At 74.1% G+C, this 22,839-nt stretch carries 23 protein-coding genes; 3 read left to right on the top strand and 20 right to left on the bottom strand.

The window, feature by feature from the left end; all coding sequences use genetic code 11:
• Positions 1 to 2: 2 nt before the first annotated feature.
• The gene (locus CLV28_RS14045; protein ID WP_100423965.1) at positions 3 to 512 is read right to left on the bottom strand and encodes a ribosome maturation factor RimP; all 510 of its coding nucleotides are present in this window, start codon (positions 510 to 512) and stop codon (positions 3 to 5) included.
• A gap of 113 nt (positions 513 to 625) precedes the next feature.
• On the opposite strand from CLV28_RS14045, the gene CLV28_RS14040 reads away from it, so the two are divergent.
• Positions 626 to 1,690 (top strand): DUF4439 domain-containing protein, encoded by a 1,065-nt coding sequence (locus CLV28_RS14040; RefSeq protein ID WP_157802661.1) that lies wholly within the window; start codon positions 626 to 628, stop codon positions 1,688 to 1,690.
• A gap of 36 nt (positions 1,691 to 1,726) precedes the next feature.
• Here CLV28_RS14040 and CLV28_RS14035 read toward each other — a convergent pair whose 3' ends face one another.
• Positions 1,727 to 3,565: a proline--tRNA ligase gene (locus CLV28_RS14035; RefSeq protein ID WP_239073243.1), complete on the bottom strand. Its 1,839-nt coding sequence runs from the start codon at positions 3,563 to 3,565 to the stop codon at positions 1,727 to 1,729.
• 33 nt (positions 3,566 to 3,598) lie between these two features.
• Here CLV28_RS14035 and CLV28_RS14030 point away from each other — a divergent pair, with 33 nt between their 5' ends.
• Positions 3,599 to 4,525 (top strand): Fpg/Nei family DNA glycosylase, encoded by a 927-nt coding sequence (locus CLV28_RS14030; RefSeq protein WP_100423963.1) that lies wholly within the window; start codon positions 3,599 to 3,601, stop codon positions 4,523 to 4,525.
• Between the two features lie 59 nt (positions 4,526 to 4,584).
• On the opposite strand, the gene CLV28_RS14025 is transcribed toward CLV28_RS14030, so the two are convergent.
• The 11 genes from CLV28_RS14025 to rpsB form a co-directional block, all read right to left on the bottom strand.
• Positions 4,585 to 5,466, bottom strand: a complete 882-nt coding sequence (locus tag CLV28_RS14025; RefSeq protein WP_100423962.1) for a GNAT family N-acetyltransferase — start codon at positions 5,464 to 5,466, stop codon at positions 4,585 to 4,587.
• Between the two features lie 63 nt (positions 5,467 to 5,529).
• Complete coding sequence (gene ispG / locus CLV28_RS14020; protein WP_203968185.1) at positions 5,530 to 6,669, bottom strand: flavodoxin-dependent (E)-4-hydroxy-3-methylbut-2-enyl-diphosphate synthase; 1,140 nt, start codon at positions 6,667 to 6,669, stop codon at positions 5,530 to 5,532.
• A gap of 81 nt (positions 6,670 to 6,750) precedes the next feature.
• Positions 6,751 to 8,064: a M50 family metallopeptidase gene (locus CLV28_RS14015; RefSeq protein ID WP_239073242.1), complete on the bottom strand. Its 1,314-nt coding sequence runs from the start codon at positions 8,062 to 8,064 to the stop codon at positions 6,751 to 6,753.
• 24 nt (positions 8,065 to 8,088) lie between these two features.
• The gene (gene dxr / locus CLV28_RS14010) at positions 8,089 to 9,246 is read right to left on the bottom strand and encodes a 1-deoxy-D-xylulose-5-phosphate reductoisomerase (RefSeq protein ID WP_373314295.1); all 1,158 of its coding nucleotides are present in this window, start codon (positions 9,244 to 9,246) and stop codon (positions 8,089 to 8,091) included.
• Positions 9,247 to 9,311: 65 nt separating this feature from the next.
• A complete protein-coding gene (locus CLV28_RS14005; RefSeq protein WP_239073241.1) occupies positions 9,312 to 9,842 on the bottom strand; it encodes a DivIVA domain-containing protein in 531 nt (176 codons plus the stop codon).
• Between the two features lie 17 nt (positions 9,843 to 9,859).
• Positions 9,860 to 11,053 (bottom strand): dual-specificity RNA methyltransferase RlmN, encoded by a 1,194-nt coding sequence (gene rlmN, locus CLV28_RS14000; RefSeq protein ID WP_100423959.1) that lies wholly within the window; start codon positions 11,051 to 11,053, stop codon positions 9,860 to 9,862.
• A gap of 65 nt (positions 11,054 to 11,118) precedes the next feature.
• Positions 11,119 to 11,967, bottom strand: coding sequence for a phosphatidate cytidylyltransferase (locus CLV28_RS13995; RefSeq protein WP_100423958.1), 849 nt, complete (start codon positions 11,965 to 11,967; stop codon positions 11,119 to 11,121).
• Positions 11,967 to 12,524, bottom strand: a complete 558-nt coding sequence (gene frr, locus CLV28_RS13990) for a ribosome recycling factor (RefSeq protein WP_100423957.1) — start codon at positions 12,522 to 12,524, stop codon at positions 11,967 to 11,969. The genes CLV28_RS13995 and frr overlap by 1 nt, the downstream gene beginning before the upstream one ends.
• A gap of 104 nt (positions 12,525 to 12,628) precedes the next feature.
• Positions 12,629 to 13,366: a UMP kinase gene (gene pyrH / locus CLV28_RS13985; protein WP_100423956.1), complete on the bottom strand. Its 738-nt coding sequence runs from the start codon at positions 13,364 to 13,366 to the stop codon at positions 12,629 to 12,631.
• A gap of 188 nt (positions 13,367 to 13,554) precedes the next feature.
• Positions 13,555 to 14,394 carry a translation elongation factor Ts gene (gene tsf, locus CLV28_RS13980; RefSeq protein ID WP_100423955.1) on the bottom strand — a complete coding sequence of 280 codons (840 nt, stop codon included), beginning with the start codon at positions 14,392 to 14,394 and terminating at the stop codon, positions 13,555 to 13,557.
• A 153-nt stretch (positions 14,395 to 14,547) separates the two neighbouring features.
• Positions 14,548 to 15,489, bottom strand: a complete 942-nt coding sequence (rpsB, locus tag CLV28_RS13975; protein WP_100423954.1) for a 30S ribosomal protein S2 — start codon at positions 15,487 to 15,489, stop codon at positions 14,548 to 14,550.
• A gap of 516 nt (positions 15,490 to 16,005) precedes the next feature.
• On the opposite strand from rpsB, the gene CLV28_RS13970 reads away from it, so the two are divergent.
• Entirely contained in the window at positions 16,006 to 16,716 is a 711-nt protein-coding gene (locus CLV28_RS13970) for a murein hydrolase activator EnvC family protein (RefSeq protein ID WP_239073240.1), read from the top strand.
• Positions 16,717 to 16,879: 163 nt separating this feature from the next.
• Here the strand turns inward: CLV28_RS13970 and CLV28_RS13965 are convergent, their stop codons facing one another.
• The 7 genes from CLV28_RS13965 to lepB all read right to left on the bottom strand — a co-directional run bounded on the left by CLV28_RS13965 (position 16,880) and on the right by lepB (position 22,831).
• Positions 16,880 to 17,791: a tyrosine recombinase XerC gene (locus CLV28_RS13965; RefSeq protein ID WP_100423953.1), complete on the bottom strand. Its 912-nt coding sequence runs from the start codon at positions 17,789 to 17,791 to the stop codon at positions 16,880 to 16,882.
• A 4-nt stretch (positions 17,792 to 17,795) separates the two neighbouring features.
• On the bottom strand, positions 17,796 to 19,046 hold the full coding sequence (gene dprA, locus CLV28_RS13960; RefSeq protein ID WP_100423952.1) for a DNA-processing protein DprA: 1,251 nt from the start codon (positions 19,044 to 19,046) through the stop codon (positions 17,796 to 17,798).
• Entirely contained in the window at positions 19,039 to 20,583 is a 1,545-nt protein-coding gene (locus tag CLV28_RS13955) for a YifB family Mg chelatase-like AAA ATPase (RefSeq protein ID WP_100423951.1), read from the bottom strand. The genes dprA and CLV28_RS13955 overlap by 8 nt, the downstream gene beginning before the upstream one ends.
• The gene (locus CLV28_RS13950; protein ID WP_100423950.1) at positions 20,577 to 20,933 is read right to left on the bottom strand and encodes a YraN family protein; all 357 of its coding nucleotides are present in this window, start codon (positions 20,931 to 20,933) and stop codon (positions 20,577 to 20,579) included. Before CLV28_RS13950 ends, CLV28_RS13955 begins: the two co-directional genes overlap by 7 nt.
• A 125-nt stretch (positions 20,934 to 21,058) precedes the next feature.
• Positions 21,059 to 21,358: a DUF2469 domain-containing protein gene (locus CLV28_RS13945; protein ID WP_100423949.1), complete on the bottom strand. Its 300-nt coding sequence runs from the start codon at positions 21,356 to 21,358 to the stop codon at positions 21,059 to 21,061.
• 7 nt (positions 21,359 to 21,365) lie between these two features.
• Entirely contained in the window at positions 21,366 to 22,100 is a 735-nt protein-coding gene (locus CLV28_RS13940; protein ID WP_239073239.1) for a ribonuclease HII, read from the bottom strand.
• A complete protein-coding gene (gene lepB / locus CLV28_RS13935; RefSeq protein ID WP_308440386.1) occupies positions 22,097 to 22,831 on the bottom strand; it encodes a signal peptidase I in 735 nt (244 codons plus the stop codon). Before lepB ends, CLV28_RS13940 begins: the two co-directional genes overlap by 4 nt.
• Positions 22,832 to 22,839 lie beyond the last annotated feature (8 nt).

Genomic DNA, 22,839 nt, shown 5'->3' with positions numbered 1-22,839 from the left:
GATCAGTTCTCCTCGTCGTCGTCGCCGAGGTCGACCTCGGACATGCGCTTGAGCTCGACCTCGACGTTCGCGTGCGCGACGTCGGTCAGAGCGATCTGGGTCTGGGTGCCGGTGCCGTCCTCGACCAGGTGCAGCGCACCGTCGACGACGTCCGCGAGGCGCGCGGTGACCTGGGGCCCGTCCGTGCGCGCGACGCGCACCAGACGTCCACGGGCGCGCTTGAAGTGACGGAGCTCCGTCAGGGGGCGCGACGTGCCGGGCGTGCCGACCTCGAGCACGTAGGCGCCGCTGACCGTGCCGTCCGCGTCGAGCGCGTCCGAGACGAGCCGCGAGACGTCGGCCACGCGGTCGAGGTCGAGGCTGCCGAGCTCGTCCTCGGCGAGGTCGACGGTCAGGCGCACGACGCTGCGCGCGCCCGCGCTCGTGACCGCGACGTCCTCGAGGTGGAGGCCGGCGTCGGTCACGACCGGCTCGACGACCCGTCGCACGGACCCTTCGGTGTGCTTCGCCATCTGCGCTCTCCCTGTCGGCTCACGGCCCACCGGGCTCGGAATCGACCGGTGTGTTGTTGTGCGTGGACAAGCCTAACGACTCCGGGGCTCCGGGCATGACATCATCGGGGTCGATGTCGAGCAGAACCTCCGCCCCCGAGCGGCCCCGCACCAGCCAGCCCGCCGCGCACGGCCGTCCGCGCCGTCCCCGGGTGGTGAGCGTCACGCTCGCCGCCGTCCTCGGGCTCGTGCTCGCCGGGTGCGGCGTGCGCGTCGACACCCCTCCCCCGACCGAGCCGTCGCCCGACGCGCAGGAGCTCGTCCGCTCGGCGGCCGTGACCGACGCGCTCACGGTCGGCGCGACCGCGCGCGCCGCGGCCGCGAGCCTCGCCGACGAAGGGGGCGAGGACGCCGACGCCGTCGTCCCCCTGCTCGAGCAGATCGCCGACTTCTCCGACCAGCACGTCGTCCAGCTGGGCGGCGTCTACGACTCGGGCCTGCCCGACGCGCCCGAGCAGCCCGACCCCGAGGCGACCCTCGCGGTCAGCGACGGGACCGTGACCGAGAAGCCCGCGCCCACCACGGCCGACGTCCTCGAGGCGCTCACGGGCGCGTCCGCGCGCACGCGCGCGTCGGCGATCGGCGCCGAGGACGGCGGTCTCGCCCGCCTCCTCGCGTCGGTCTCGACGTCGCAGGTGCTCTCCGCGGAGCGGCTCGCCACGGTCTCGGGCGTCGACCTGCCCGAGACGAAGGTGCCCGCCGAGCCCGAGGTGACCACGACCGCACCCCCGGGCGCCGCCGCCGGGGACCTCGCGACCCTCGTCGAGTCCGAGGACGCGGCCGGCTACGCCTACGAGGTCGCCGCGGCGCGCTCCGAGGGCACGACGCGCTCGCGCAGCCTCGCGCTCGCCGCCGCGCACCGCGAGCGCGCGCAGCTCCTCGCGGAGGCCGCGGGCATCGACGGCTCCGCGACCGACCCCCGACGCGTCGCGTACGCGCTGCCCGAGGGTGCGGTCGCCGACGTCGCGCAGGAGGTCGAGCTCGACCTCGCGACGGGCTACGCCTCGATGGCCGGGACGGTCCTCGGCGAGGGCCGCACCCCCGTGCTCGACCTGCTCACCGCGAGCCAGCGGGCCGCGACGACCTGGGGCGCCCCGCTCGTGGCCTTCCCGGGGATGCCGGAGCGCGCCGGCTCCTGAGCCGGCACGCCCCGGTCGCCCGGGCGGGCGTCCGGCTCAGCCGAGCTGCTCGAGCGACGTGCTCACGCGCTCGACGACGTGGCCGACCACGTCGGCGACCGGGACCTGCTCGCTCTCGCCGCCCACGCGCGGACGCACCTCGACCACGCCGTCCGCGAGGCCGCGGCCGACGACGACCACGAGCGGCACGCCCAGCAGCTCGGCGTCCTTGAACTTGACGCCGGGCGAGACCTTCGGCCGGTCGTCGTACAGCACCTCGACGCCCTGCTCGGCGAGCTCGTCGGCGATGCGCGCCGCGGCCTCGAAGACCTCGGCGTCCTTCCCCGTGGCGACCAGGTGCACGTGCGCGGGCGCGACGTGCGCGGGCCAGGCCAGGCCGGCGTCGTCGTGGTTGGCCTCGGCGAGCGCCGCGAGCGCACGCGTCACGCCGATGCCGTACGAGCCCATGGTCACGGTCGTGGCCTTGCCGTTGACGTCGAGCACCGAGAGGCCGAGCGCCTCGGCGTACTTGGTGCCGAGCGCGAAGATGTGGCCGATCTCGATGCCGCGCGCGAGCTCGAGCGGGCCCGAGCCGTCGGGCGCGGGGTCGCCCGCGCGCACCTCGGCGGCCTCGACCGTGCCGTCGGCCGCGAAATCGCGGCCCGCGACCAGGTCGAACACGTGCCGGCCGGGCGCGTCCGCGCCCGTGATCCAGCGCGTGCCGGCCACGACGCGGGGGTCGAGCAGGTAGCGGACCGCGGTGTCGCCGTCCGCCCCGGGCTCGACGCCCTCGCCGCGGGCGTTCGGGCCGAGCGCGCGCGGGCCGATGTAGCCCTTGACGAGCTCGGGGTGCCGTGCGAAGTCCGCGTCGCCCGCGGCCTCGACGTCGGCGGGCTCGAACGCCGCGGCGACGCGCTTGAGGTCGACCTCGCGGTCGCCCGGCACGCCGACCACGACGACCTCGCGCGTGCCGTCGGGGTGCGTGAGCGCGAGCACCACGTTCTTGAGGGTGTCGGCCGCGGTCCAGGCGCGGTCGGGGCGCGGGTGCTGCGCGTTCGCGACCTCGACGAGCGACGCGATGGTCGGGGTGTCCGGCGTGTCCTCGACGTGGGCCGCCGGGGCGTCGTCGAACGGCAGCGCGTCCGGGACCGGGGTCACCACGGCCTCGACGTTGGCGGCGTACCCGCCGGGCGAGCGCACGAACGTGTCCTCGCCGATCGCCGTCGGCGACAGGAACTCCTCGGAGCGTGAGCCGCCCATGGCGCCCGACGTCGCGGCGACGATGACGTACTCGAGCCCGAGCCGGTCGAAGATGCGCTGGTAGGCGGCGCGCTGCGCCTGGTACGAGGCCTCGAGGCCCGCGTCGTCGACGTCGAACGAGTACGCGTCCTTCATGACGAACTCGCGGCCGCGGATGAGCCCGGCGCGCGGACGTGCCTCGTCGCGGTACTTGGTCTGCACCTGGAACAGCGTGACCGGGAGGTCCTTGTACGAGGAGTAGAGGTCCTTGACCAGGAGCGTGAACATCTCCTCGTGCGTGGGCGCGAGGAGGTAGTCGCCCTCCTTGCGGTCCTGCAGCCGGAACAGGTTGGGCCCGTACTCGGTCCACCGTCCCGTCGCCTCGTAGGGCTCGCGCGGCAGCAGCGCCGGGAAGTGCACCTCCTGCGCGCCCGCCGCGACCATCTCCTCGCGGACGACGGCCTCGACCTTCGCGAGCACGCGCAGCCCCAGCGGGAGCCACGAGTAGATGCCGGGGGCGGCACGGCGGATGTACCCCGCGCGCACCAGGAGGCGATGGCTCGCGACCTCGGCGTCGGCAGGGTCCTCGCGCAGCGTGCGGACGAACAGGGTGGACATGCGCAGCGGCTGCGGGCCGGACCGGCGGGCGAAAGACATGCGCCAAGCGTACCGGCGCGCGACCATGGGTCCGTGCCCGAGCTGCCCGAGGTCGCCTCGCTCGTGGAGTTCCTCGACGAGCGCACGGCGGGGCGCGCCGTCGTCGCGGCGGACGTCGCGTCGATCGCCGCGCTCAAGACGTTCTCACCGCCCGTCGACGCCCTCGTCGGACGCCGCGTGGCGGGCGTGCGTCGGCACGGCAAGTGGATCGACGTCGAGCTCGCGCCCGGGCCGGACGGCACCGACGACGCCGGGCTGCACCTGCTCGTGCACCTGTCGCTCGGCGGCTGGGTGCGCTGGTCGGCGACCGCCCCCACGGGTGCGGTGCGCCCCTCGCTCGGCGGCCGCTCGCGCGGTCCGGCGCTCGCGCTGCGCGTCCGGCTCGACGACGGCTCGGGGTTCGACCTGACCGAGGCCGGCACGCGCAAGCGCCTCGCGGTGCACGTCGTCCGTGCCGCGGACGACGTCCCCGCGGTCGCGTCGCTCGGGGTCGACCCGCTCGGGCCGGGGTTCACGCCCGAGGTCCTCGCCCGCGTGCTCGCGGCCCGCAACCAACAGGTCAAGGGCGCGCTGCGCGACCAGTCCGCGATCGCGGGCATCGGCAACGCGTACTCCGACGAGATCCTGCACGCCGCACGCACGAGCCCGTTCCGGATGACCCGCACGTACGCGGACGACCCCGCCGGGGTCGAGGCCCTGCACGGGGCGGTCCGCAGCGTCCTGGCCGAGGCCGTGGCGGCGTCGTCCGGCAAGCCGGCGGCCGAGCTCAAGGACGCCAAGCGGCGCGGGATGCGCGTGCACGGCCGCACCGGGCAGGCGTGCCCGGGGTGGGACGGGACGCCCTGCGGCGACGTCGTGCACGAGGTCGCGTTCGCGGACCGGTCGTTGCAGTACTGCCCGACGTGCCAGACCGGCGGGCGGGTGCTCGCCGACCGGCGCATGTCACGCCTGCTGCGCTGACCGGCGTGCGCGAGCCGGCCGGTCGGTCCGGGCGCCCCGTAGATGATCCGGGCGGACGCTCAGAACAGGACGGTCGCGTAGGTGCCGACCTGCTCGAACCCGACGCGCCGGTAGGTGCGCAGCGCGCGCTCGTTGTACGCGTTGACGTAGAGCGAGACGACGGGCGCGACCTCGGCGCGCGTGATCCGCACGACCGCGGCCATCCCCGACTCCGACAGGCCGTGGCCGCGGAACAGCGGGTCGACCCACACGCCCTGCACCTGCGCGACCTGCGGGGTCACGGCACCGAGCTCGGCCTTGAACGAGATCGGTCTGCCCGCGACCTCCTCGCGGCGCACGAACGACCGTCCGTCGCGGATGAGCTGGCGCACGCGGTCCTCGTAGGCGGAGCCGCCCGCCGCGACGGGCGAGTACCCGACCTCCTCGACGAACATGCGCACGCACGCGGGCAGCACCACGCCGAGCTCGTCGGGCACCGAGCGCCGCACCGCGGGGTCGGGCTCGACGAGCGGCTCGCCGTCGATCGCGAGCGAGGGCTGGTCGTCGCGCACCTCGCGCGCCGCGGGCCAGCGGGGCTCGAGCCGGTCCCAGAGCGCGAGCACCGCGTCACGCTCCCCCACGACCGACGAGCTGCGGCGCCCGTGCCGCAGCGCGAGCGCCGCGAACGCCGCGCACGCGCGGTCGACGTCCACGCCGTCCGGCACGACGGGCACGAGGTTCGCCCCCGCCCAGCAGATCGCCTCGAGCGGCCCCTCGGCCGGGTAGCCCCACAGCACGCCCCGGGCCGCGCGCAGGCCCGTCGTGCGGGCCTCCACGAGACGCGCCGCGGCGAGCGTCGAGCGCACCGGGGCGCGCGCGCACAGCACCAGGGCCTCGTCGAGGTCCCGGTCGGTCAGGACGCGCGCGTCGTACGAGCGCGCGCCCGGGCGCCAGCGTGCCATGCAGCGATCCTCCCGTCCCGGGTCGACCCACGCGCGCGGGCGCGGTGCGCGGGTGCGACGGCGTCAGCCGACCGAGACGACCGGAGGGCCCGCCTGGGCGTCGTTCTCGGGGGTCATGGTCTCGGCGAGGCGCATGGCCTCCTCGATCAGCGTCTCGACGATCATGGCCTCGGGCACGGTCTTGATGACCTCGCCCTTGACGAAGATCTGCCCCTTGCCGTTGCCCGACGCGACGCCGAGGTCGGCCTCGCGCGCCTCGCCCGGCCCGTTCACGACGCAGCCCATGACGGCGACGCGCAGCGGCACGTCCATGCCCTCGAGGCCCGCGGTGACCTTCTCGGCGAGCGTGTAGACGTCGACCTGCGCACGGCCGCACGAGGGGCACGAGACGATCTCGAGCTTGCGGGGGCGAAGGTTGAGCGACTGCAGGATCTGGATGCCGACCTTGACCTCCTCGACCGGCGGGGCCGAGAGCGAGACGCGGATCGTGTCGCCGATGCCCTGGCTCAGCAGCGCGCCGAACGCGGTCGCGGACTTGATCGTGCCCTGGAACGCGGGGCCGGCCTCGGTCACGCCGAGGTGCAGGGGCCAGTCACCACGCTGCGAGAGCAGCTCGTAGGCACGCACCATGACGACGGGGTCGTTGTGCTTGACCGAGATCTTGAAGTCGTGGAAGCCGTGCTCCTCGAACAGCGACGCCTCCCACACGGCCGACTCGACGAGCGCCTCGGGCGTCGCCTTGCCGTACTTGGCCAGCAGGCGGGGGTCGAGCGAGCCCGCGTTGACGCCGATCCGGATCGACACGCCCGCGTCGGCGGCCTCGCGCGCGATCTGCTTGACCTGGTCGTCGAACTTGCGGATGTTGCCGGGGTTGACGCGCACCGCCGCGCAGCCCGCCTCGATCGCCGCGTAGACGTACTTGGGCTGGAAGTGGATGTCGGCGATCACGGGGATCTGCGACTTGCGCGCGATCGCCGGCAGCGCGAGCGCGTCGTCCTGGCTCGGCACCGCGACGCGCACGATGTCGCAGCCGGACGCCGTGAGCGCCGCGATCTGCTGGAGCGTCGCGTTGATGTCGGTCGTGGGCGTCGTGGTCATGGACTGCACGCTCACGGGAGCGTCGCCCCCGACCTCGACCTTGCCGACCTTGATCTTGCGGGTCTTGCGGCGGGGCGCCAGCACCGGCGCGGGGGCTTCGGGCATTCCGAGACTGATGGGAGAGCTCACCACCTCAGTATCCCCCGCGCAGGGGTGCTCGGACCAACCCGGCCCGTGACGAAGGCCTCACAGGAGCGTCACGGGGTTCACGACGTCCGCCACGAGCAGCAGCACGCCCACGCCCACGAGGGCCACGAACATCACGTACGCCACGGGCATCATGCGCGCCACGTCGGCCGGGCCGGGGCGGGGAAGGCCCCGCACGCGCGCGACCGTGCGCTTGGTGCCCTCGTAGAGCGCGTTCAGCACATGACCGCCGTCGAGCGGCAGCAACGGGATGAGGTTGAAGACGAACAGCGCGACGTTGAGGGACGCGAGCAGCGAGAGCATGATCGCGACCCGGTCGACCACGCCCGCGTCGGCGCCCGCGACCTCGACCGCGACGACCCCGACGCCGACCGGGCCCATGACCGAGGTCGCGTCGCGCTCCTCGCCCGCGACCGTCGTCCGCACGACGTCGTAGACGTTCTGCGGCAGCGTCACCACGACGCCCGCGGTCGCCGTGACCGTGTCCCACAGCGCCTCGCCCGCGTCGGCGAGCGACCCCCGCTGCCGCTCGACCGCGGCCGAGAAGCCGACGTACCCGCCCGGCTCGGTCACCGGGTCGCCCGCGGCGTCGACGACCGGCGTGCCGTCGGCGTCGACCTGCTGGCGCTCGACCTGCGCCGGGGTGATCGTGAGGTCGACCTCGGTGCCGTCGCGCACGACGACCACGGGGGTCGGCTCGCCCGCGGCGTCGTTGATGAGCGACACGAGCTGGTCCCACGAGTCGACCGCGGTGCCCCCGAACGACACGACCTCGTCGCCCGGCTCGAGCCCGGCCGCGACGGCCGGGGACTCCGGGTCGGCGTCGGTGCACTCGCGCGGGGCGGTCGTCGCGCTCGACCCGGTCACGCACGGCACGACCGCGCCGACCGTCGTCGAGGCGCCCGAGACGCCGATGCCCGCCACGACCACGACCATGAGGACCGCGGCGATGACGAGGTTCATGAACGGCCCGCCGAGCATCACGACGACCTTCTTGGGCGCCGAGAGGTTGTAGAACGCGCGGTGCTCCTCGCCCGGGTGGATCTCCTCGCTGCTCGCCTCGCGCGCGTCGAACGCGATGCGGCGGGCGAACGACGCGGGCTCGCGCGCGCCGTCCGGGTTGGGCGGGAACATGCCCACGAGGCGCACGTAGCCGCCCGCGGGGATCGCCTTGACCCCGTACTCGGTCTCGCCGCGCCGGCGCGACCAGAGCGTCGGGCCGAACCCGACCATGTACTGGCTCACGCGCACGCCGAACTTCTTGGCAGGCACCATGTGACCGATCTCGTGCAGCGCGATCGACACGACGATCCCGACCACGACCACGGCGATGCCGACGACCAGGGCAACCACGTCAGTCCTCCGTCCGTCCTGCGCTCAGCGCCGGTCGAGAATCTCGTCGGCACGGGCACGCGCCCAGGCCTCGGCCCGGACCACCGCCTCGACCGTCAGGCCCGCCGACGGCGTGCCCTCGTGCGCGTCGAGCACGCGCTCGACCGTCGCGACGACGTCGCCGAACCTGACCCGCCCCGCGAGGAACGCCGCCACGGCCTGCTCGTTGGCCGCGTTGTACACGGCCGGGTGCGTCGCCGACGCGTCGACCGACTCGCGCGCCAGCCGCACCGCGGGGAACGCCTCCTCGTCGAGCGGCTCGAACGTCCACGCGGTCGCCTGCGTCCAGTCGCACGGCGGCGAGACCGGGTCGAGGCGCTCGGGCCAGCTCAGCCCGAGCGCGATCGGCAGCCGCATGTCGGGCGGCGACGCCTGCGCGATCGTCGAGCCGTCGACGAACTCGACCATCGAGTGCACGACCGACTGGGGGTGCACCACCACGGTGATGTCGGCGGTGGACACGTCGAACAGCAGGTGCGCCTCGATCAGCTCGAGCCCCTTGTTCATGAGGCTGGCCGAGTTCACGGTGACGACCGGGCCCATCGACCACGTCGGGTGCGCGAGCGCCTGCTCGGGCGTCGCGGCCTTGACGGCCTCGGGCGTCCACCCGCGGAACGGCCCGCCCGACGCGGTCAGGATCAGACGACGCACCTCGCCGCGCGCACCCCCGCGCAGCGACTGCGCCATGGCCGAGTGCTCCGAGTCGACGGGGACGATCTGACCCGGGCGGCGCACGCGCTCCTTGACGAGCGCTCCGCCGACGACGAGCGACTCCTTGTTCGCGAGCGCGAGCGTCGACCCGGCGTCGAGGGCCGCGAGCGTCGGGCCGAGCCCGACCGACCCCGTGATGCCGTTGAGGACGACGTCGCTCCCCCGGCCGGCGAGCTCGGTGGCCGCGTCGGGACCTGCGAGGACCTCGACGTCCCGCGCGCCGGCGTCCACGAGCGCGGCGCGCAGCGCGTCGGACCGCGACGCGTGGGCGACCGCGACCGCGCGCACGCCCAGGCGCACGGCCTGGGCCGCGAGCTGCGCGACGTCCGCGCCGCCCGCCGAGATCGCCTCGACCGTGAAGCGGTCGGGGTGGCGCAGGACCACGTCGATCGCCTGCGTGCCGATCGAGCCCGTCGACCCGAGCAGGGTCACCGTGCGGTGCGGGCCGACCCCGGCAGCGGTGCCGACGGCCTGCCCGGCGGGGGCGTCGTGGGGGCTCACTCGACCCCGAGGAGGACCTCGACGGCACGCGCGAAGAACGCGTCGACCGCGGCCTCGCCGTACCCGGACGCGCCGCTGCGGCGACGGAACACGGTCTCGCGCACCTCGGCCGAGGTCAGCGGGACCTGCCGGTCGAAGTAGTCGACGAGGCGGTCGCACAGGTCGTCCACGTCGTCCGTGTCGTACGCGGGCGCGCCGCGCTCGGCCGGGGCGAACTTCTTGCCGTCGGGGCGGCCGAGCCGCTCGTACAGCGTGCGCGCACGCTCGGCGAGGGCGTTCATCCACGCCTGCTGCCCGTGCGCCGCGACGTACGCCGCGCGCTGGCGTGCGATGAACGCACCCTCGAGACGGTCGAGCGCGGCGTCGACCTCGGTCGTCGAGTACCCGCCGCGCACGAGCTCGAACGTCGCGCGTTGGATCTCGGTGCTCGTCAGCGTGCGACCGTCCCGGCCCTCGTAGAGCGCCTTGGCGTCGTCGAAGAACTCGTCGACCTCGTCGGGGTCGTACCCGCGGGTCCTCTTCGGCACCTCACTGAACAGGGAAGTCACTCGTCCTCCTCGGCTGCAAGCTGCCCGCACGCACCGTCGATGTCGCTGCCGCGGGTGTCACGGATCGTCGTCGGGATGCCGTGCGCGCGCAATCGTGCCACGAACTCGTCCTCGACGTCACGGTCGCTCGCGGTCCAGATCGACCCGGGGGTCGGGTTGAGCGGGATCGGGTTGACGTGGACCCACCCGCGGCCGCGCGCGTTGAGCTTCTCGCCGAGCAGATCCGCGCGCCAGCCGTGGTCGTTCATGTCCTTGATGAGCGCGTACTCGATGCTCACGCGGCGGCCCGTGACCTCGAAGTAGTGCCGGGCCGCGTCGAGCGCCTCGTCGACCGACCAGCGGGTGTTGATCGGCACGAGCTCGCTGCGCAGCTCGTCGTCGGGCGCGTGCAGCGACAGCGCGAGCGTGACGGGGATCCCCTCGTCCGCGAGCTTGCGCATCGCGGGGACGAGCCCCACGGTCGAGACCGTGATGTTGCGTGCCGACATGCCGAACCCGACGGGCGGCTCCGCGACCAGGCGGCGCACCGTGCCCATGACGGCCTTGTAGTTGGCCATCGGCTCGCCCATCCCCATGAACACCAGGTTGTTGAGCCGCGCCGGCCCGCCCGGGACGTCGCCGTCCGCGAGCGACTTCGACGCCGAGCGCACCTGCTCGACGATCTCCGCCGTCGAGAGGTTGCGGGTGAGGCCCAGCTGGCCCGTGGCGCAGAACGGGCACGCCATGCCGCAGCCCGCCTGGCTCGACACGCACAGCGTCGACCGCTTGGGGTAGCGCATGAGCACCGACTCGACCTTGGCGCCGTCGAACAGGTGCCACAGCGTCTTGACGGTCGTACCGCCGTCGGCCTTGAGCACGCGCGACGCCTCGAGCAGCCGCGGGAACAGGTTCTCCGTCAGCACGTCACGCGTCGCCGCCGGCAGGTCCGTCATGGCCGACGGGTCGTTCGTCAGGTGCGCGTAGTAGTGCGTCGCGAGCTGCTTGGCGCGGAACTTCTTCTCCCCCAGCGCGACGACGACCTCGCCGACCTCCTCCGGCGTGAGGTCCGCGAAGTGGCGCGGCGGCTTGCCGCGCCGCTTGGCGGTGAAGCTCAGCGGCATCGGCGCGGTCTCGTCCCCCGGGCGGACGGCGGGGCGCGCGGACAGCTCGACGGGCGTCGGTCCCTGCCCTGCGGGCGGTCGTGCGGCCATGTGCTGTACCTCGGTTCGGTCGGAGTGTCGTCGTGCAGGTGTCGGACCGGCTGGTCCGGGACGGGTCAGAGCGCGACCGAGAGCATCAGGTAGACGAACGGTGCGGTGATGAGCATCGAGTCGAGCCGGTCGAGGATGCCCCCGTGGCCCGGCAGGAGCGTGCCCATGTCCTTCAATTCTAGGTCGCGCTTGAGCAGGGACTCCGCGAGGTCGCCCACCGTGGCCGTCAGCGGCGCGACGATCCCGAGCGCGACGCCGACCCACGGGCTCAGGCCCAGGCCCCACGAGGTGCTCGCCCCGACCACGCCGACGATCGTCGCCAGCACGAACGAGCCGATCAGCCCCTCCCAGCTCTTCTTCGGGCTCACCGTCGGCGCGAGCGGGTGCCGCCCGAACAGCACGCCGGCGACGTACCCGCCGACGTCGTTCGCGACCGCGAGCAGGATGAAGAGCAGCACGCGCATGCGGCCCTGCGGCTCGGCGAGCATGAGCATCACGAAGCCCGCCATGAACGGCAGGTACGCCGCGGCGAACGTCGTCGCCGCGGCGTCGCGCACCGCCGCGGGGCCACCGCCGTCGACGAGCCGCCACACGACGCAGCCGACGACGGTCAGCAGGAACGAGACCATGAGCGCCTCGGCGCCCGAGAGGTACGACGAGACCAGGATCCCGGTCGAGCCGACCGCGAGGGGGACGAACGGGATGCGGATGTCGCGGCGGCCGAACGCCTGGCGCAGCTCCCACAGGGCCGCGCCGACCGCGACCACCGCGAGGAGCACGAAGGGCTCCGGGCGGTAGCCGAGGCTCGCGGCCACGACGACCAGCAGCAGCACCCCGACGCCGATCGCCGCCGGGAGGTTGCGCCCGGCCCGGGGCTTGCGGCGCGGGGGCCGCGAGAGCGGATCAGCAGTCATCAGACCTCGAGAAGCTCGGCTTCCTTGCCCGCGAGGAGGTGGTCGATCGCCTCGACGTGCGACTTCGTCAGCCCCTCGAGCTCCTTCTCGGCACGCGCGACCTCGTCCTCGCCGGCCTCGCCGTCCTTGACGATCCGGTCCAGCTCCTCCTTGGCGCGACGACGCACGTTGCGCACCGAGACGCGGGCGTCCTCGGCCTTGCTCTTGGCGAGCTTGACGTACTCGCGGCGACGCTCCTCGGTCAGCGCGGGCAGCACGACGCGGATGATGTTGCCGTCGTTCGTCGGGTTGACCCCGAGGTCGGAGTCGCGGATCGACTTCTCGATCGCGGCCATGGCCGACTTGTCGAACGGCGAGACCACGAGCGTGCGCGCCTCGGGCGTCGCGAACGACGCGAGCTGCTGCAGCGGCGTGGGAGCACCGTAGTAGTCGACCGTGATCTTGCTGAACATCGACGGGTTCGCGCGACCCGTCCGGATCGTCGCGAAGTCGTCCTTGGCGACCTCGATCGCCTTGTCCATCTTCTCCTCGGCCTCGAGGAGTGTCTCGTCGATCACCTGTGCTCCTTGGTGCTGCGTCAGTGGTGCTCTGTCGGGGGGTGCACCGCAGGTCGCCTGCCGTGCGCGGTCGTGCGGGTGGTGCGGCGCTCGCGCCGCCGGCGTCAGGACGCCGTGACGAGGGTACCGATCTCCTCGCCGAGCAGGGCCCGGGTCACGGCCCCGTCGTCGTTCATGCCGAACACGCGCATGCGCACGTCGTTGTCACGGCACAGGCTCATCGCTGTCGCGTCCATGACGCCGAGATCCTGCACGAGCGCCTCGGTGTAGGTCAGGTGGTCGAGCTTGCGGGCCGTCGGGTCGGTGCGCGGGTCGGCCGTGTAGACGCCGTCCACGCCGTTCTTGCCCATGAGCACCTCGTCGCAGTGCACCTCGAGCGCACGCTGGACCGAGACGGTGTCGGTCGAGAAGAACGGCATGCCCGCCCCCGCGCCGAAGATCACGACCCGGCCCTTGTCGAGGTGACGCATCGCGCGCAGCGGGATGTACGGCTCGGCGACCTGACCCATCGTGATGGCGGTCTGCACGCGCGTCGAGGTGCCCGTCTGCTCGAGGAAGTCCTGGAGCGCGAGGCAGTTCATGACCGTGCCGAGCATGCCCATGTAGTCGGCGCGCGAGCGGTCCATGCCGCGCTGCGAGAGCTCGGCGCCACGGAAGAAGTTCCCGCCGCCGACCACGATCGCGACCTGCACCCCCTGCGCGACGGCCGCGGAGATCTCCCGCGCGACCCGCAGCACCACGTCGGGGTCGAGGCCGATCTGCCCGCCGCCGAAGGTCTCGCCCGAGAGCTTGAGGAGCACGCGCCGTGCGCCGGACCTGCTCAGGTCGTTCGTCCCAGTCACCGTGCAGCCACCATCCTTCGTCGTCCGCGACGACCTCGTTCCGACACTCTCGAGCGCCCGGCACCCCGGGCCGTCGCACCGGCCCCGACCACGCTACCCTGCCGCGCGGCGGCAGCGAGGGGCGAAGGCGTCACGGTGCGCGTCGGCCCGGCCCACCAGGGTGGGCCGGGCCGGTGCGGGTGCGTCGGTCAGGAACCGACGCGGAAGCGCACGAACGCGTTCAGCGTGCCGCCGACGCCCGCGAGCGTCTGCGCGACGCTCTGCTTCGGGTCCTTGGCGAGCGGCTGGTCGAGCAGCACGGCCGACTTGAAGAAGCCGTTGAGGCGACCCTCGACGATCTTCGGGAGCGCGGCCTCGGGCTTGCCCTCGTTGCGCGAGGTCTCCTCGGCGATGCGACGCTCGTTCTCGACCGTCTCGGCCGGGACGTCCTCGCGGCTGAGGAACTCGGGCGACATCGCGGCGATGTGCTGCGCGACGTCCTTGGCGACGGCCTCGCCCGCGGCGTCGGTCACGACGACCGCGGCGATCGACGGCGGGAGGTCCTTGGCCGTGCGGTGCAGGTAGGCCGTGACCTTCTCGCCCTCGAGGCGGGCGACGCGACGCAGGACGATCTTCTCGCCCATCGTCGCGGCGGCGCCGTTGACGGCGTCCTGGACGGTGCCGTCGCCGAGCGGGGCGGCGAGGGCGGCGTCGAGGTCCGCGGCACCGGCGGCCGCGACGGCGTCGAGCACCTCGTTGGCGAAGCCGATGAACTTGTCGTTCTTCGCGACGAAGTCGGTCTCGGAGTTGACCTCGACGACCGTGGCCACCTGGCCGCCGTCGACGTCCGACACCTTGACGGCCACGAGGCCCTCGGACGTCGTGTTGCCCTCACGCTTGGCGACGCCCTTGAGGCCCTTGACGCGGATGATCTCGAGCGCCTTCTCGGCGTTGCCGTCGGCCTCGTCGAGCGCCTTCTTGACGTCGAGCATGCCGGCGCCGGTGCGCTCGCGGAGCGCCTTGATGTCAGCAGCGGTGTAGTTCGCCATGTCTGCTTCCTTACGTCGTGTGTGGATGTCCCGGCCCGACGTCGTCACCGACGTCGGCGGGCGAGAGCTGGGGCCGGGCCCGCACCCGAGAGGTGCGGGCCCCGGGCCCGACGGAGCCCCGGGCAGGACGACGCCTGCCCGGGGCTCACGGGATCACTCGGCCTCGGTGGTCTCCGCGGCAGGTGCCTCGGCGGCGGGCGCCTCGGCGGTCTCCGCGGCGGCGGGCTCCGCAGCCTCGGTGGCCTCGGCGGCAGGTGCCTCGGTGGCCTCGGCGGCGGGCGCCTCGGTCGACTCGGCGGCGGGGGCAGCGAGCTGCTCCTCGGCACCGGCCAGGAGGTCCCGCTCCCACTCGGCGAGGGGCTCGGCACCGGCGTCGGGGCCGGCCTCCTCGCCCTTCTTGCCCGAGTGGCGCTGCATGAGGCCCTCGGCCGCGGCGTCCGCGATCACGCGGGTCAGCAGCGTGACGGCGCGGATCGCGTCGTCGTTGCCCGGGATCTTGTAGTCCACGACGTCGGGGTCGCAGTTGGTGTCGAGGATCGCGACGATCGGGATGTTGAGCTTGCGCGCCTCGTCGACCGCGAGGTGCTCCTTGTTGGTGTCCACGATCCAGATGGCGGAGGGGACCTTCGACATCTCGCGGATACCGCCGAGCGTGCGGACGAGCTTGTCCTTCTCGCGACGCAGGACGAGGAGCTCCTTCTTGGTGAGACCCGACGCGGCGACGTCGTCGAAGTCGATCTCCTCGAGCTCCTTCATGCGCTGCAGACGCTTGTGCACCGTGGTGAAGTTCGTGAGCATGCCACCGAGCCAGCGGTGGTTCACGTAGGGCATGCCGACGCGGGCGGCCTGCTCGGCGACGGGCTCCTGCGCCTGGCGCTTGGTGCCGACGAAGAGGATCGTGCCGCCGTGGGCGACCGTCTCCTTGACGAACTCGTAGGCGCGGTCGATGTACGACAGCGACTGCTGGAGGTCGACGATGTAGATGCCGTTGCGCTCCGTGAAGATGAAGCGCTTCATCTTCGGGTTCCAACGGCGGGTCTGGTGCCCGAAGTGGACACCGCTCTCGAGGAGCTGGCGCATGGTCACGACGGCCATGACACGTCCTTTCGCACGCGGCCCAGGACCCACCCGGTGCCGCGCAGAATCGTGCGGCACCCGTCACGGACGGGAACCGCTGCAGTGGTTGTCGGTGCCGACCGAGTGGCCGGAACCCCTGGTGCCTCGTCGACCGACGCCGTGCGAGCACGGACCGCTTGTCGGTGCGACCCGGGCCGAGGGCGCCCGCGAAGGGACGCACCAAAAGGACCGGGATGAGGCACGCGATGTCGACCGGCACGGTGGGCGCACCGATCGCGACTTCGAGTCTACCGCACGCGCGACTCGGCCCAGTCCCGGGAGGTCGGGCCGCCGGCCCTGCGACGCGGCCGTGGCCCCGCCACGGCGACGGGCGTCGGCAGGCGGGCGCGTGGACTGACAAGCGCGTCGGCAGACAGGCGCGCCGGCGGCGGGCGCGTGAGGAACGCTCGTCCACAGCCGCCCTCCTCCCCCCACGCCGTCCACCGATCACCACGGCGGCGCCCACGCCCGGACGTCGCGGGCCACCCTCGGCGCATGACGACCATGCGTTCCGTCCCGCTCGCCCGCCGCAGCGCCGCGCTCGCTGCGACCCTCGCCTGCGTCCTCGCTGCAGCACTCGCTGGATCTCTCGTGGGTGGCGCGACGCCCATACGCGTCGCGTCGGCCACGGGTGACACGGCGACCACGGGTGACATGGCGACCACGGGTGCGCCGGCGGGGGCCGCCCCCGCGATCACCCTGGCCCCGACCTGGCCCGGTCGTGTCGCCGTGCGCACCACGTCAGCGGTCACCACGTCCGCGGGCAGCGCACCGGCGAGCAGCCCGAGACCGCAGGTCGAGCCGCCGCTCGCGGGCGAGCCCGACGTCGTCCGCCCGTTCGACCCGCCCGCGCAGGATTGGCTCGCAGGTCACCGTGGCGTCGACCTGCGGGCATTCCCGGGCGCTGCCGTGCTCGCACCCGCGGCGGGCATGGTGACGTTCGCCGGTCCGGTCGCGGGCAGACCCGTCGTGGTCGTGCAGCACGCGGACGGCCTGCTGTCGTCGCTCGAACCGGTCGCCCCGGACGTCCGCCGCGGGGACGCCGTCGGGCTCGGCGACCCGGTCGGCAGCGTCGCGGACGTCGCGGGGCACTGCATGCCGGCGTCGTGCCTGCACTGGGGGGTGCGCCGCGACGACGTCTACCTCGACCCGATGGCGTTCCTGGACGGCGGACCGGTCGTCCTGCTCCCGGTCCCACCGCGCTGACGGCCGGAGCCATGGATCAGGACGCGGTCGGTCGACGTCGAACTCGATGTCGACGATCGTCACCGATATCGGAGTCGATGTCGCAGTCGCAGTCGCAGTCGCAGTCGCTGATCGTCCCGCGGGCGTGACCGGGTACGCCCGCGGCGTGACGGCCCGCGAGCGACTACGCGCGGGGGAACGCCTGCTCGAACGACGCGCGGAGCCGGTCTGCGCTCACGTGCGTGTACCGCTCGGTGGTCGCGAGGCTCGAGTGGCCGAGCACCTCCTGCACGGTGCGCAGGTCCGAGCCGCCCGCGAGCAGGTGCGTCGCGGCGCTGTGCCGCAGGTCGTGGGGCGCCACGTCGTCGACCGCCGCGAGCGCCGCGAGCCGGTGCACGGTCTCGCGCACCTGGCGCTGCCCCCATCGCCCGCCGCGGTCGCCGATCAGCAGCGCCGCCCCGGCGGTTCCCCGGTCGAGGTGGGCGCGCGGCCCGGAGAGCCAGGCGTCGAGCGCGCGTCCGGCCGGGACCCCGAAGGGCACGACCCTCTCCTTCGCGCCCTTGCCGAGCACCCGCACGGTGCGCTCGGCGCGGTCGACGTCGCCCACGTCGAGCCCCACGAGCTCGGAGACGCGCGCGCCCGTGGCGTAGAGCAGCTCGACCGCGACCCATGCGCGGACCGCCTCGGGCGAGCCGTCCTGGGCGAGCTCCCGTGCGCGCTCCATGAGGACCCGCGCGGGATCGACCTCGAGCACGGTCGGCAGCCGCCGGGCGACGCGCGGGCTCGCGAGCCGGACGGCGGGGTCGACGTCGACGCGTCCTGTGCGCCGCGCCCAGGCGAAGAACGCGCGCGCGGAGGCGCCGCGCCGCGCGAGGGTCGCCCGGGCGTGGCCGCGCTCGCTGCCCTGCGCGAGCCAGGCGCGCAGGGCGGCGAGGTCGATCGCGTCGAGCGGCACGTCGGGTCCGACGAATGCGAGCAGGTGCTCGACGTCGCGCACGTAGGCCCGCACCGAGTTGGCCGCGAGCCCGCGACCGAGCGTCAGGTGCTCGGCGAACGCGCCGACGGCGTCGTCGTCGGTGGTGCTCTCGGTCGTCACCTGGTCAGTGTGCCGGGCCGGCGGCCGCGTCCGGGTCAGGCGCTCCGACCCGCGCTCGACCTCCACGCGCACCCCGGCGCCAGCCTGCCGGACCGCGGACGGCGAGCCCCTGGAGCTCGAGGAGCCCGAGGGCTCCCCTGGTCTCGTCGGGTGCGAGCCCGGCGGCGCGGGCGACCGATCCCGCCTCCGCGCCCGACCGCACGGGGAGCGCCTCGAGCACACGACGTGCGACCGGGTCGAGGTCGTCCTCGGGCAGGCAGGGTGACGCGTGCGCGGGCGCGAGGTCGGCGCCGACCCGACCCGCGAGGTCCGCGACCTCGTCGACGTCGGTCACGCAGACCGCGCCGTCGCGCAGCAGGCGGTGGCTCCCGCTGGACGCCATCGAGGTCACGGGCCCGGGGACCGCCCCGACGGGTCGCCCGAGGTCGGCGGCCCGCGCCGCGGTGCTCAGCGAGCCCGACCGCCAGGCCGCCTCGACCACGACCGTGGCGGTCGAGGCTGCGGCGATGAGGCGGTTGCGCAGCAGGAAGCGCACCCGGCTGGGCACCGACCCTGGGGGCACCTCGCTCACGACCGCGCCGCCGGCCTCCACCATCGCGCGCAGGAGGTCGGCGTTGCCCGCCGGGTAGAGCCGGTCGACCCCGCCCGCGAGGAATGCCACGGTCGCCGCCCCGCCCACGAGGGCGCCGCGGTGCGCGGCCGCGTCGATGCCGTACGCACCGCCTGAGACGACGACGAAGTCGCGCGCCGCGAGACCCTCCGCGAGGTCGGTCGCGACCGTCCGCCCGTACTCGGTGCAGGCCCGTGCCCCGACCAGTGCCACCGACCGCGCGCCGAGGTCGGGCGGGAGGGCCCCCCGGACCCACAGGCACCAGGGGCTCGCGGGGCCGAGGTCCGCGAGCGCCGTCGGCCAGGCAGGGTCCCCAGGGACGAGGAGGGTTCCCCCGAGGCGGTCGAGCACGCGCAGCTCGCGCCGCGGGTCGACCTCGGTGGCACGCACCGCCCACCGTGCGGTCGCCCGGCGCAGCCGTTCGCGCGCCCGGGGCGTGCCGACACCTCCGAGGCCGGCGAGCACCGCGCCGGGGGCGGGCTCCTGGGACGACAGGGTCCCGTAGAGCCAGTCGAGCGCCTCGCACGGTCCGAGCGCCGCCACGAGGGCGCCGGCGACCTCGTCACCGGGTTCGGCGATGCGGCTCCAGGCGGCCCGCGCGAGCCGCTGGTCGTGGACGTCGAAGTCCGGCCGGCCGTCAGCCATGGTGGCTCCTCGTCCGCAGCGCCAGGCCCTGGCCGACGTCGGCGCGTGACGGCGCGTCACGGCCCGCGAGGTCGGCGAGGGTCCACGCGACCCGCAGGGCCCGGTCGGCCCCGCGCAGGCTGATGAGGCCACGGTCGAGCGCTGCGTCGACGTCCGTGAGCAGGGTGCGGTCGGCACCGAGTCGTCGCCGCAGCCAGGGCCCGGGGACCTCGGCGTTGGTGCGCCACGGGGTGCCGGCGAGCCTGCGTGCCGCCGCGGCGCGGGCGGCGGCGACGCGGGCCGCGACGACGGCGGTCGACTCGGGCCGGGGTCCGCTGCGGGCGAGCTCGACGCCGCGCACGGGGCGGACGTCGAGCTGCAGGTCGACGCGGTCGAGCAGGGGTCCGGACAGCCGCGCGAAGTACCGGCGGCGCTCGAGCGACGAGCAGGTGCAGTCGAGCCCCTTGCCGCCCGCCCGACCGCACGGGCACGGGTTCGCGGCGAGCACGAGCTGGAACCGTGCGGGGTACCGGGCGGTTCCGCCCGACCGGTGGATCACGAGATGTCCCTCCTCGAGGGGCTGGCGCAGGGTCTGCAGCACGCGGGCGCCGAACTCGGGTGCCTCGTCCATGAAGAGCACTCCCCGGTGCGCGCGGGAGGCCGCACCGGGTCGGGGCACGCCCGAGCCTCCGCCGACGACGGCGGCGGGCGTCGCGGTGTGGTGCGGGTCCTCGAACGGCGGCCGTCGCACGAGACCTCGGGCCGGGTCGAGGGTGCCCGCGACCGAGTGGATCGCGGTGACCTCGATCGCGTCCTGCTCGTCGAGGTCGGGCAGCACGCCCACGAGCCGCGAGGCCAGCATGGTCTTGCCCGCGCCGGGTGCCCCGACGAGCAGCAGGTGGTGCCCGCCGGCGGCGGCGACCTCGACCGCGTGCCGGGCGTCGTCCTGCCCGACGACGTCGGCGAGGTCGCCGGGGACGGGACCTCCCGCGGCGCGGACCGTGGGTCGGGCGACCGGCGGGTGCGAGGGCGTGGTCTCGACCGTGCCACCGTGCATCCGGACGACCTCGGCGAGGTCGGCGGCTCCCCGCACGCGTGCGCCGGGCACGAGCGCGGCCTCGGCGGCGTCGGCGGCCGGGACGACGACGTCGGCGTAGCCCGCGGCGACGGCGGCGGCGACCGCGGGGAGCACGCCGCGCACCGGGTGCAGCCGCCCGTCGAGACCCAGCTCTCCGAGGTGCACGACCTCGTCGACGCGTGCGGCCAGGTGGCCCGCACCGGCGAGGGTCGCGACGGCGACGGACAGGTCGAACGCGGTGCCGGTCTTGGGCAGCGCCGCGGGCGAGAGGTTGACCGTGATCCGCCGTTGCGGCCACGGGATCCCGGTCGAGGAGACCGCCGCGCGCACCCGGTCGCGGGACTCGCTCAGCGCCGCGTCGGGCAGGCCCACGAGCGCGAAGGCCGGGATGGACGCCGCGAGGTGCGCCTGGACCTCGACCACGTGCCCCTCGAGGCCCACGAGCGCGACCGCACGCGTGGTGCCGAGCCCGCTCACCAAACACCTCGCAGGTGCTCGAGCTCGGCCGCGCCGGCCCGCGGGACCGTCACCGCGACGACGTCGATACGCACCGACCGGGCCCGCGCCTCGTGCGTGGTGAGCCACTCGCCCGCGAGCCGGCGCAGCCGCGCGAGCTTCGCGAGCGTGACCGCCTCGGCGGGGTGACCGTAGGTGCTCCCGCGCCGCGTCTTGACCTCGACCGCGACGATCTCGTCGCCGTCGAGCGCGACGATGTCGAGCTCTCCCCTGGTCCCCCGCCAGTTCCTGTCGAGGACCTGCCAGCCTGCCTGCTCCAGGTGGCGGGCCACCACCGTCTCCCCGTACCTGCCCACGGCGTCCGTCGCGCGCATGCGTCACCTCCGACGCCCACGCTGCGGCACTCACCGTACGAGGGTCGAGGGTGGCACCACGACGCTGGGGACAGCCGTGCCGACGACGGACCTGTGGACGATCCTCGTGCGGCGTGCGGACGCCGTCAGAGCTGCAGGTCGGCCTTGGCGAGCTCTTCGACGTTGACGTCCTTGAACGTCACGACCCGCACCGACTTCACGAACCGGGCCGAGCGGTACACGTCCCACACCCAGGCGTCCGCGAGCCGGAGCTCGAAGTACACCTCGCCCGCGGCCGACCGCACCTGCAGGTCGACGTGGTTCGCCAGGTAGAAGCGACGTTCGGTCTCGACGACGTAGGCGAAGAGGTTCACCACGTCCCTGTACTCCCGGTACAGGGCGAGCTCCATCTCGGTCTCGTAGTTCTCCAGGTCCTCGGCGCTCACGTGCCCATCATTCCTCATGCACGGGGGTCGGCACGTCCAGCACGCGCTCGGGCAGCCGCCAGCTGCGCCGGTGCTGCGGCGTGGCGCCGTGCAGGCGCAGCGCCGCGGTGTGCGCGGCCGAGGCGTAGCCCTTGTTCTGCTCCCAGCCGTACTGCGGGTACTGGTGCGCGAGACCGGTGAGCAGCGCGTCGCGCTCGCACTTGGCGAGGACGCTCGCGCCGGCCACCGACGCGCACTGCAGGTCGGCCTTGACCAGGGTGCGCACCGCAGGCTCGGGCCCGTCCTCGGCCTCGGGGTCGCGCGCGACCGCCTCGAACAGGTCGAACGTCGCAGGTCGGGTGAGCCAGTCGTGCGAGCCGTCGAGCAGCACGACGTCGACGTCGCCGACGCGGCGGCGCACCTGCGCGAGCGCACGACGCCCGGCGAGCCGCAGCGCCGCGACGATCCCGTGCGCGTCGATCTCGGCCGGGCCTGCGTGACCCACGGCCCAGGCGACGCACCAGCCGCGCGTCGGCTCGACGAGCGCGTCCCGCCGGGCCGCGGTCAGCAGCTTGGAGTCGGTCAGGCCGTCGGGGCAGACGCCGGTCGCGGCGTCGACCACGACGACACCGACGCTCACCGGCCCGGCGAGCGCACCACGGCCGACCTCGTCCATGCCGGCCACGAGCCGTGCACCCGAGCCGAGCAGCGCCGTCTCGTGCCGCAGGTCGGGCGCGGCGCGCACCGTGCGGGCGGGCGTCACGGTGCCGGGACGTCGGCGAAGACGTCGCCCGGGTTCTTCATCCACGTGAAGCGGTCGAACGGCCACACGAGCACGAAGGCCGTCCCGGTCACGTCGTCCATGGGGACGTACCCGCCGCCCGGGTTGCCGGTCTGGTAGCGCGAGTCCGCGGAGTTCTGCCGGTTGTCGCCCATCACGAACAGCATGTCGTCGGGCACGACCCGGTCGAACTCGATCTCGCTCGGGACCGAGCCGGGCTTGAGGTACGGCTCGTCGATCGCGACGCCGTTGACCGACACCTTGCCCTCGGCCGTGCAGCACGTCACGTGGTCGCCGGGCGTCCCGATGACGCGCTTGATCAGGTGCTCGCCCGAGTCCTGCGGCACGAGACCGATCCACGTGAGCACGTCCGTCAGGGCGCCCCGGACCGGTCCGGGCTCCGGCTCGGGCGTGGCGCCGAGCCAGTTGCCCGGGTCCTTGAAGACGATGACGTCGCCGCGGTGCACGTCGAACACGCCGGGCACGAGGCGAGAGACCATCACGCGGTCGTCCTTCTGGAGAGTGGCCTCCATCGACTCGCTCGGGATGTAGAACGCCTGCACGAGGAACGTCTTGATGAGCCACGACAGCACGAGCGCCGTGACGACGACGATCGCGACCTCGCGCAGGAACGAGCTGCGCTTCGCGGGACGGCCGGTCGCCGCGACGCCCTCGGGAGCGGGCACGGGTTCGGGCGCGGCGTCGTAGGTCACGCGCACAC

The sequence above is a fragment of the Sediminihabitans luteus genome (genome assembly GCF_002797595.1).
Lineage (GTDB): Bacteria > Actinomycetota > Actinomycetes > Actinomycetales > Cellulomonadaceae > Paraoerskovia > Paraoerskovia lutea.
The sequence above is the reverse complement of the archived record's forward strand: the minus strand, read 5'-3'. Positions and strand labels throughout refer to the sequence as shown.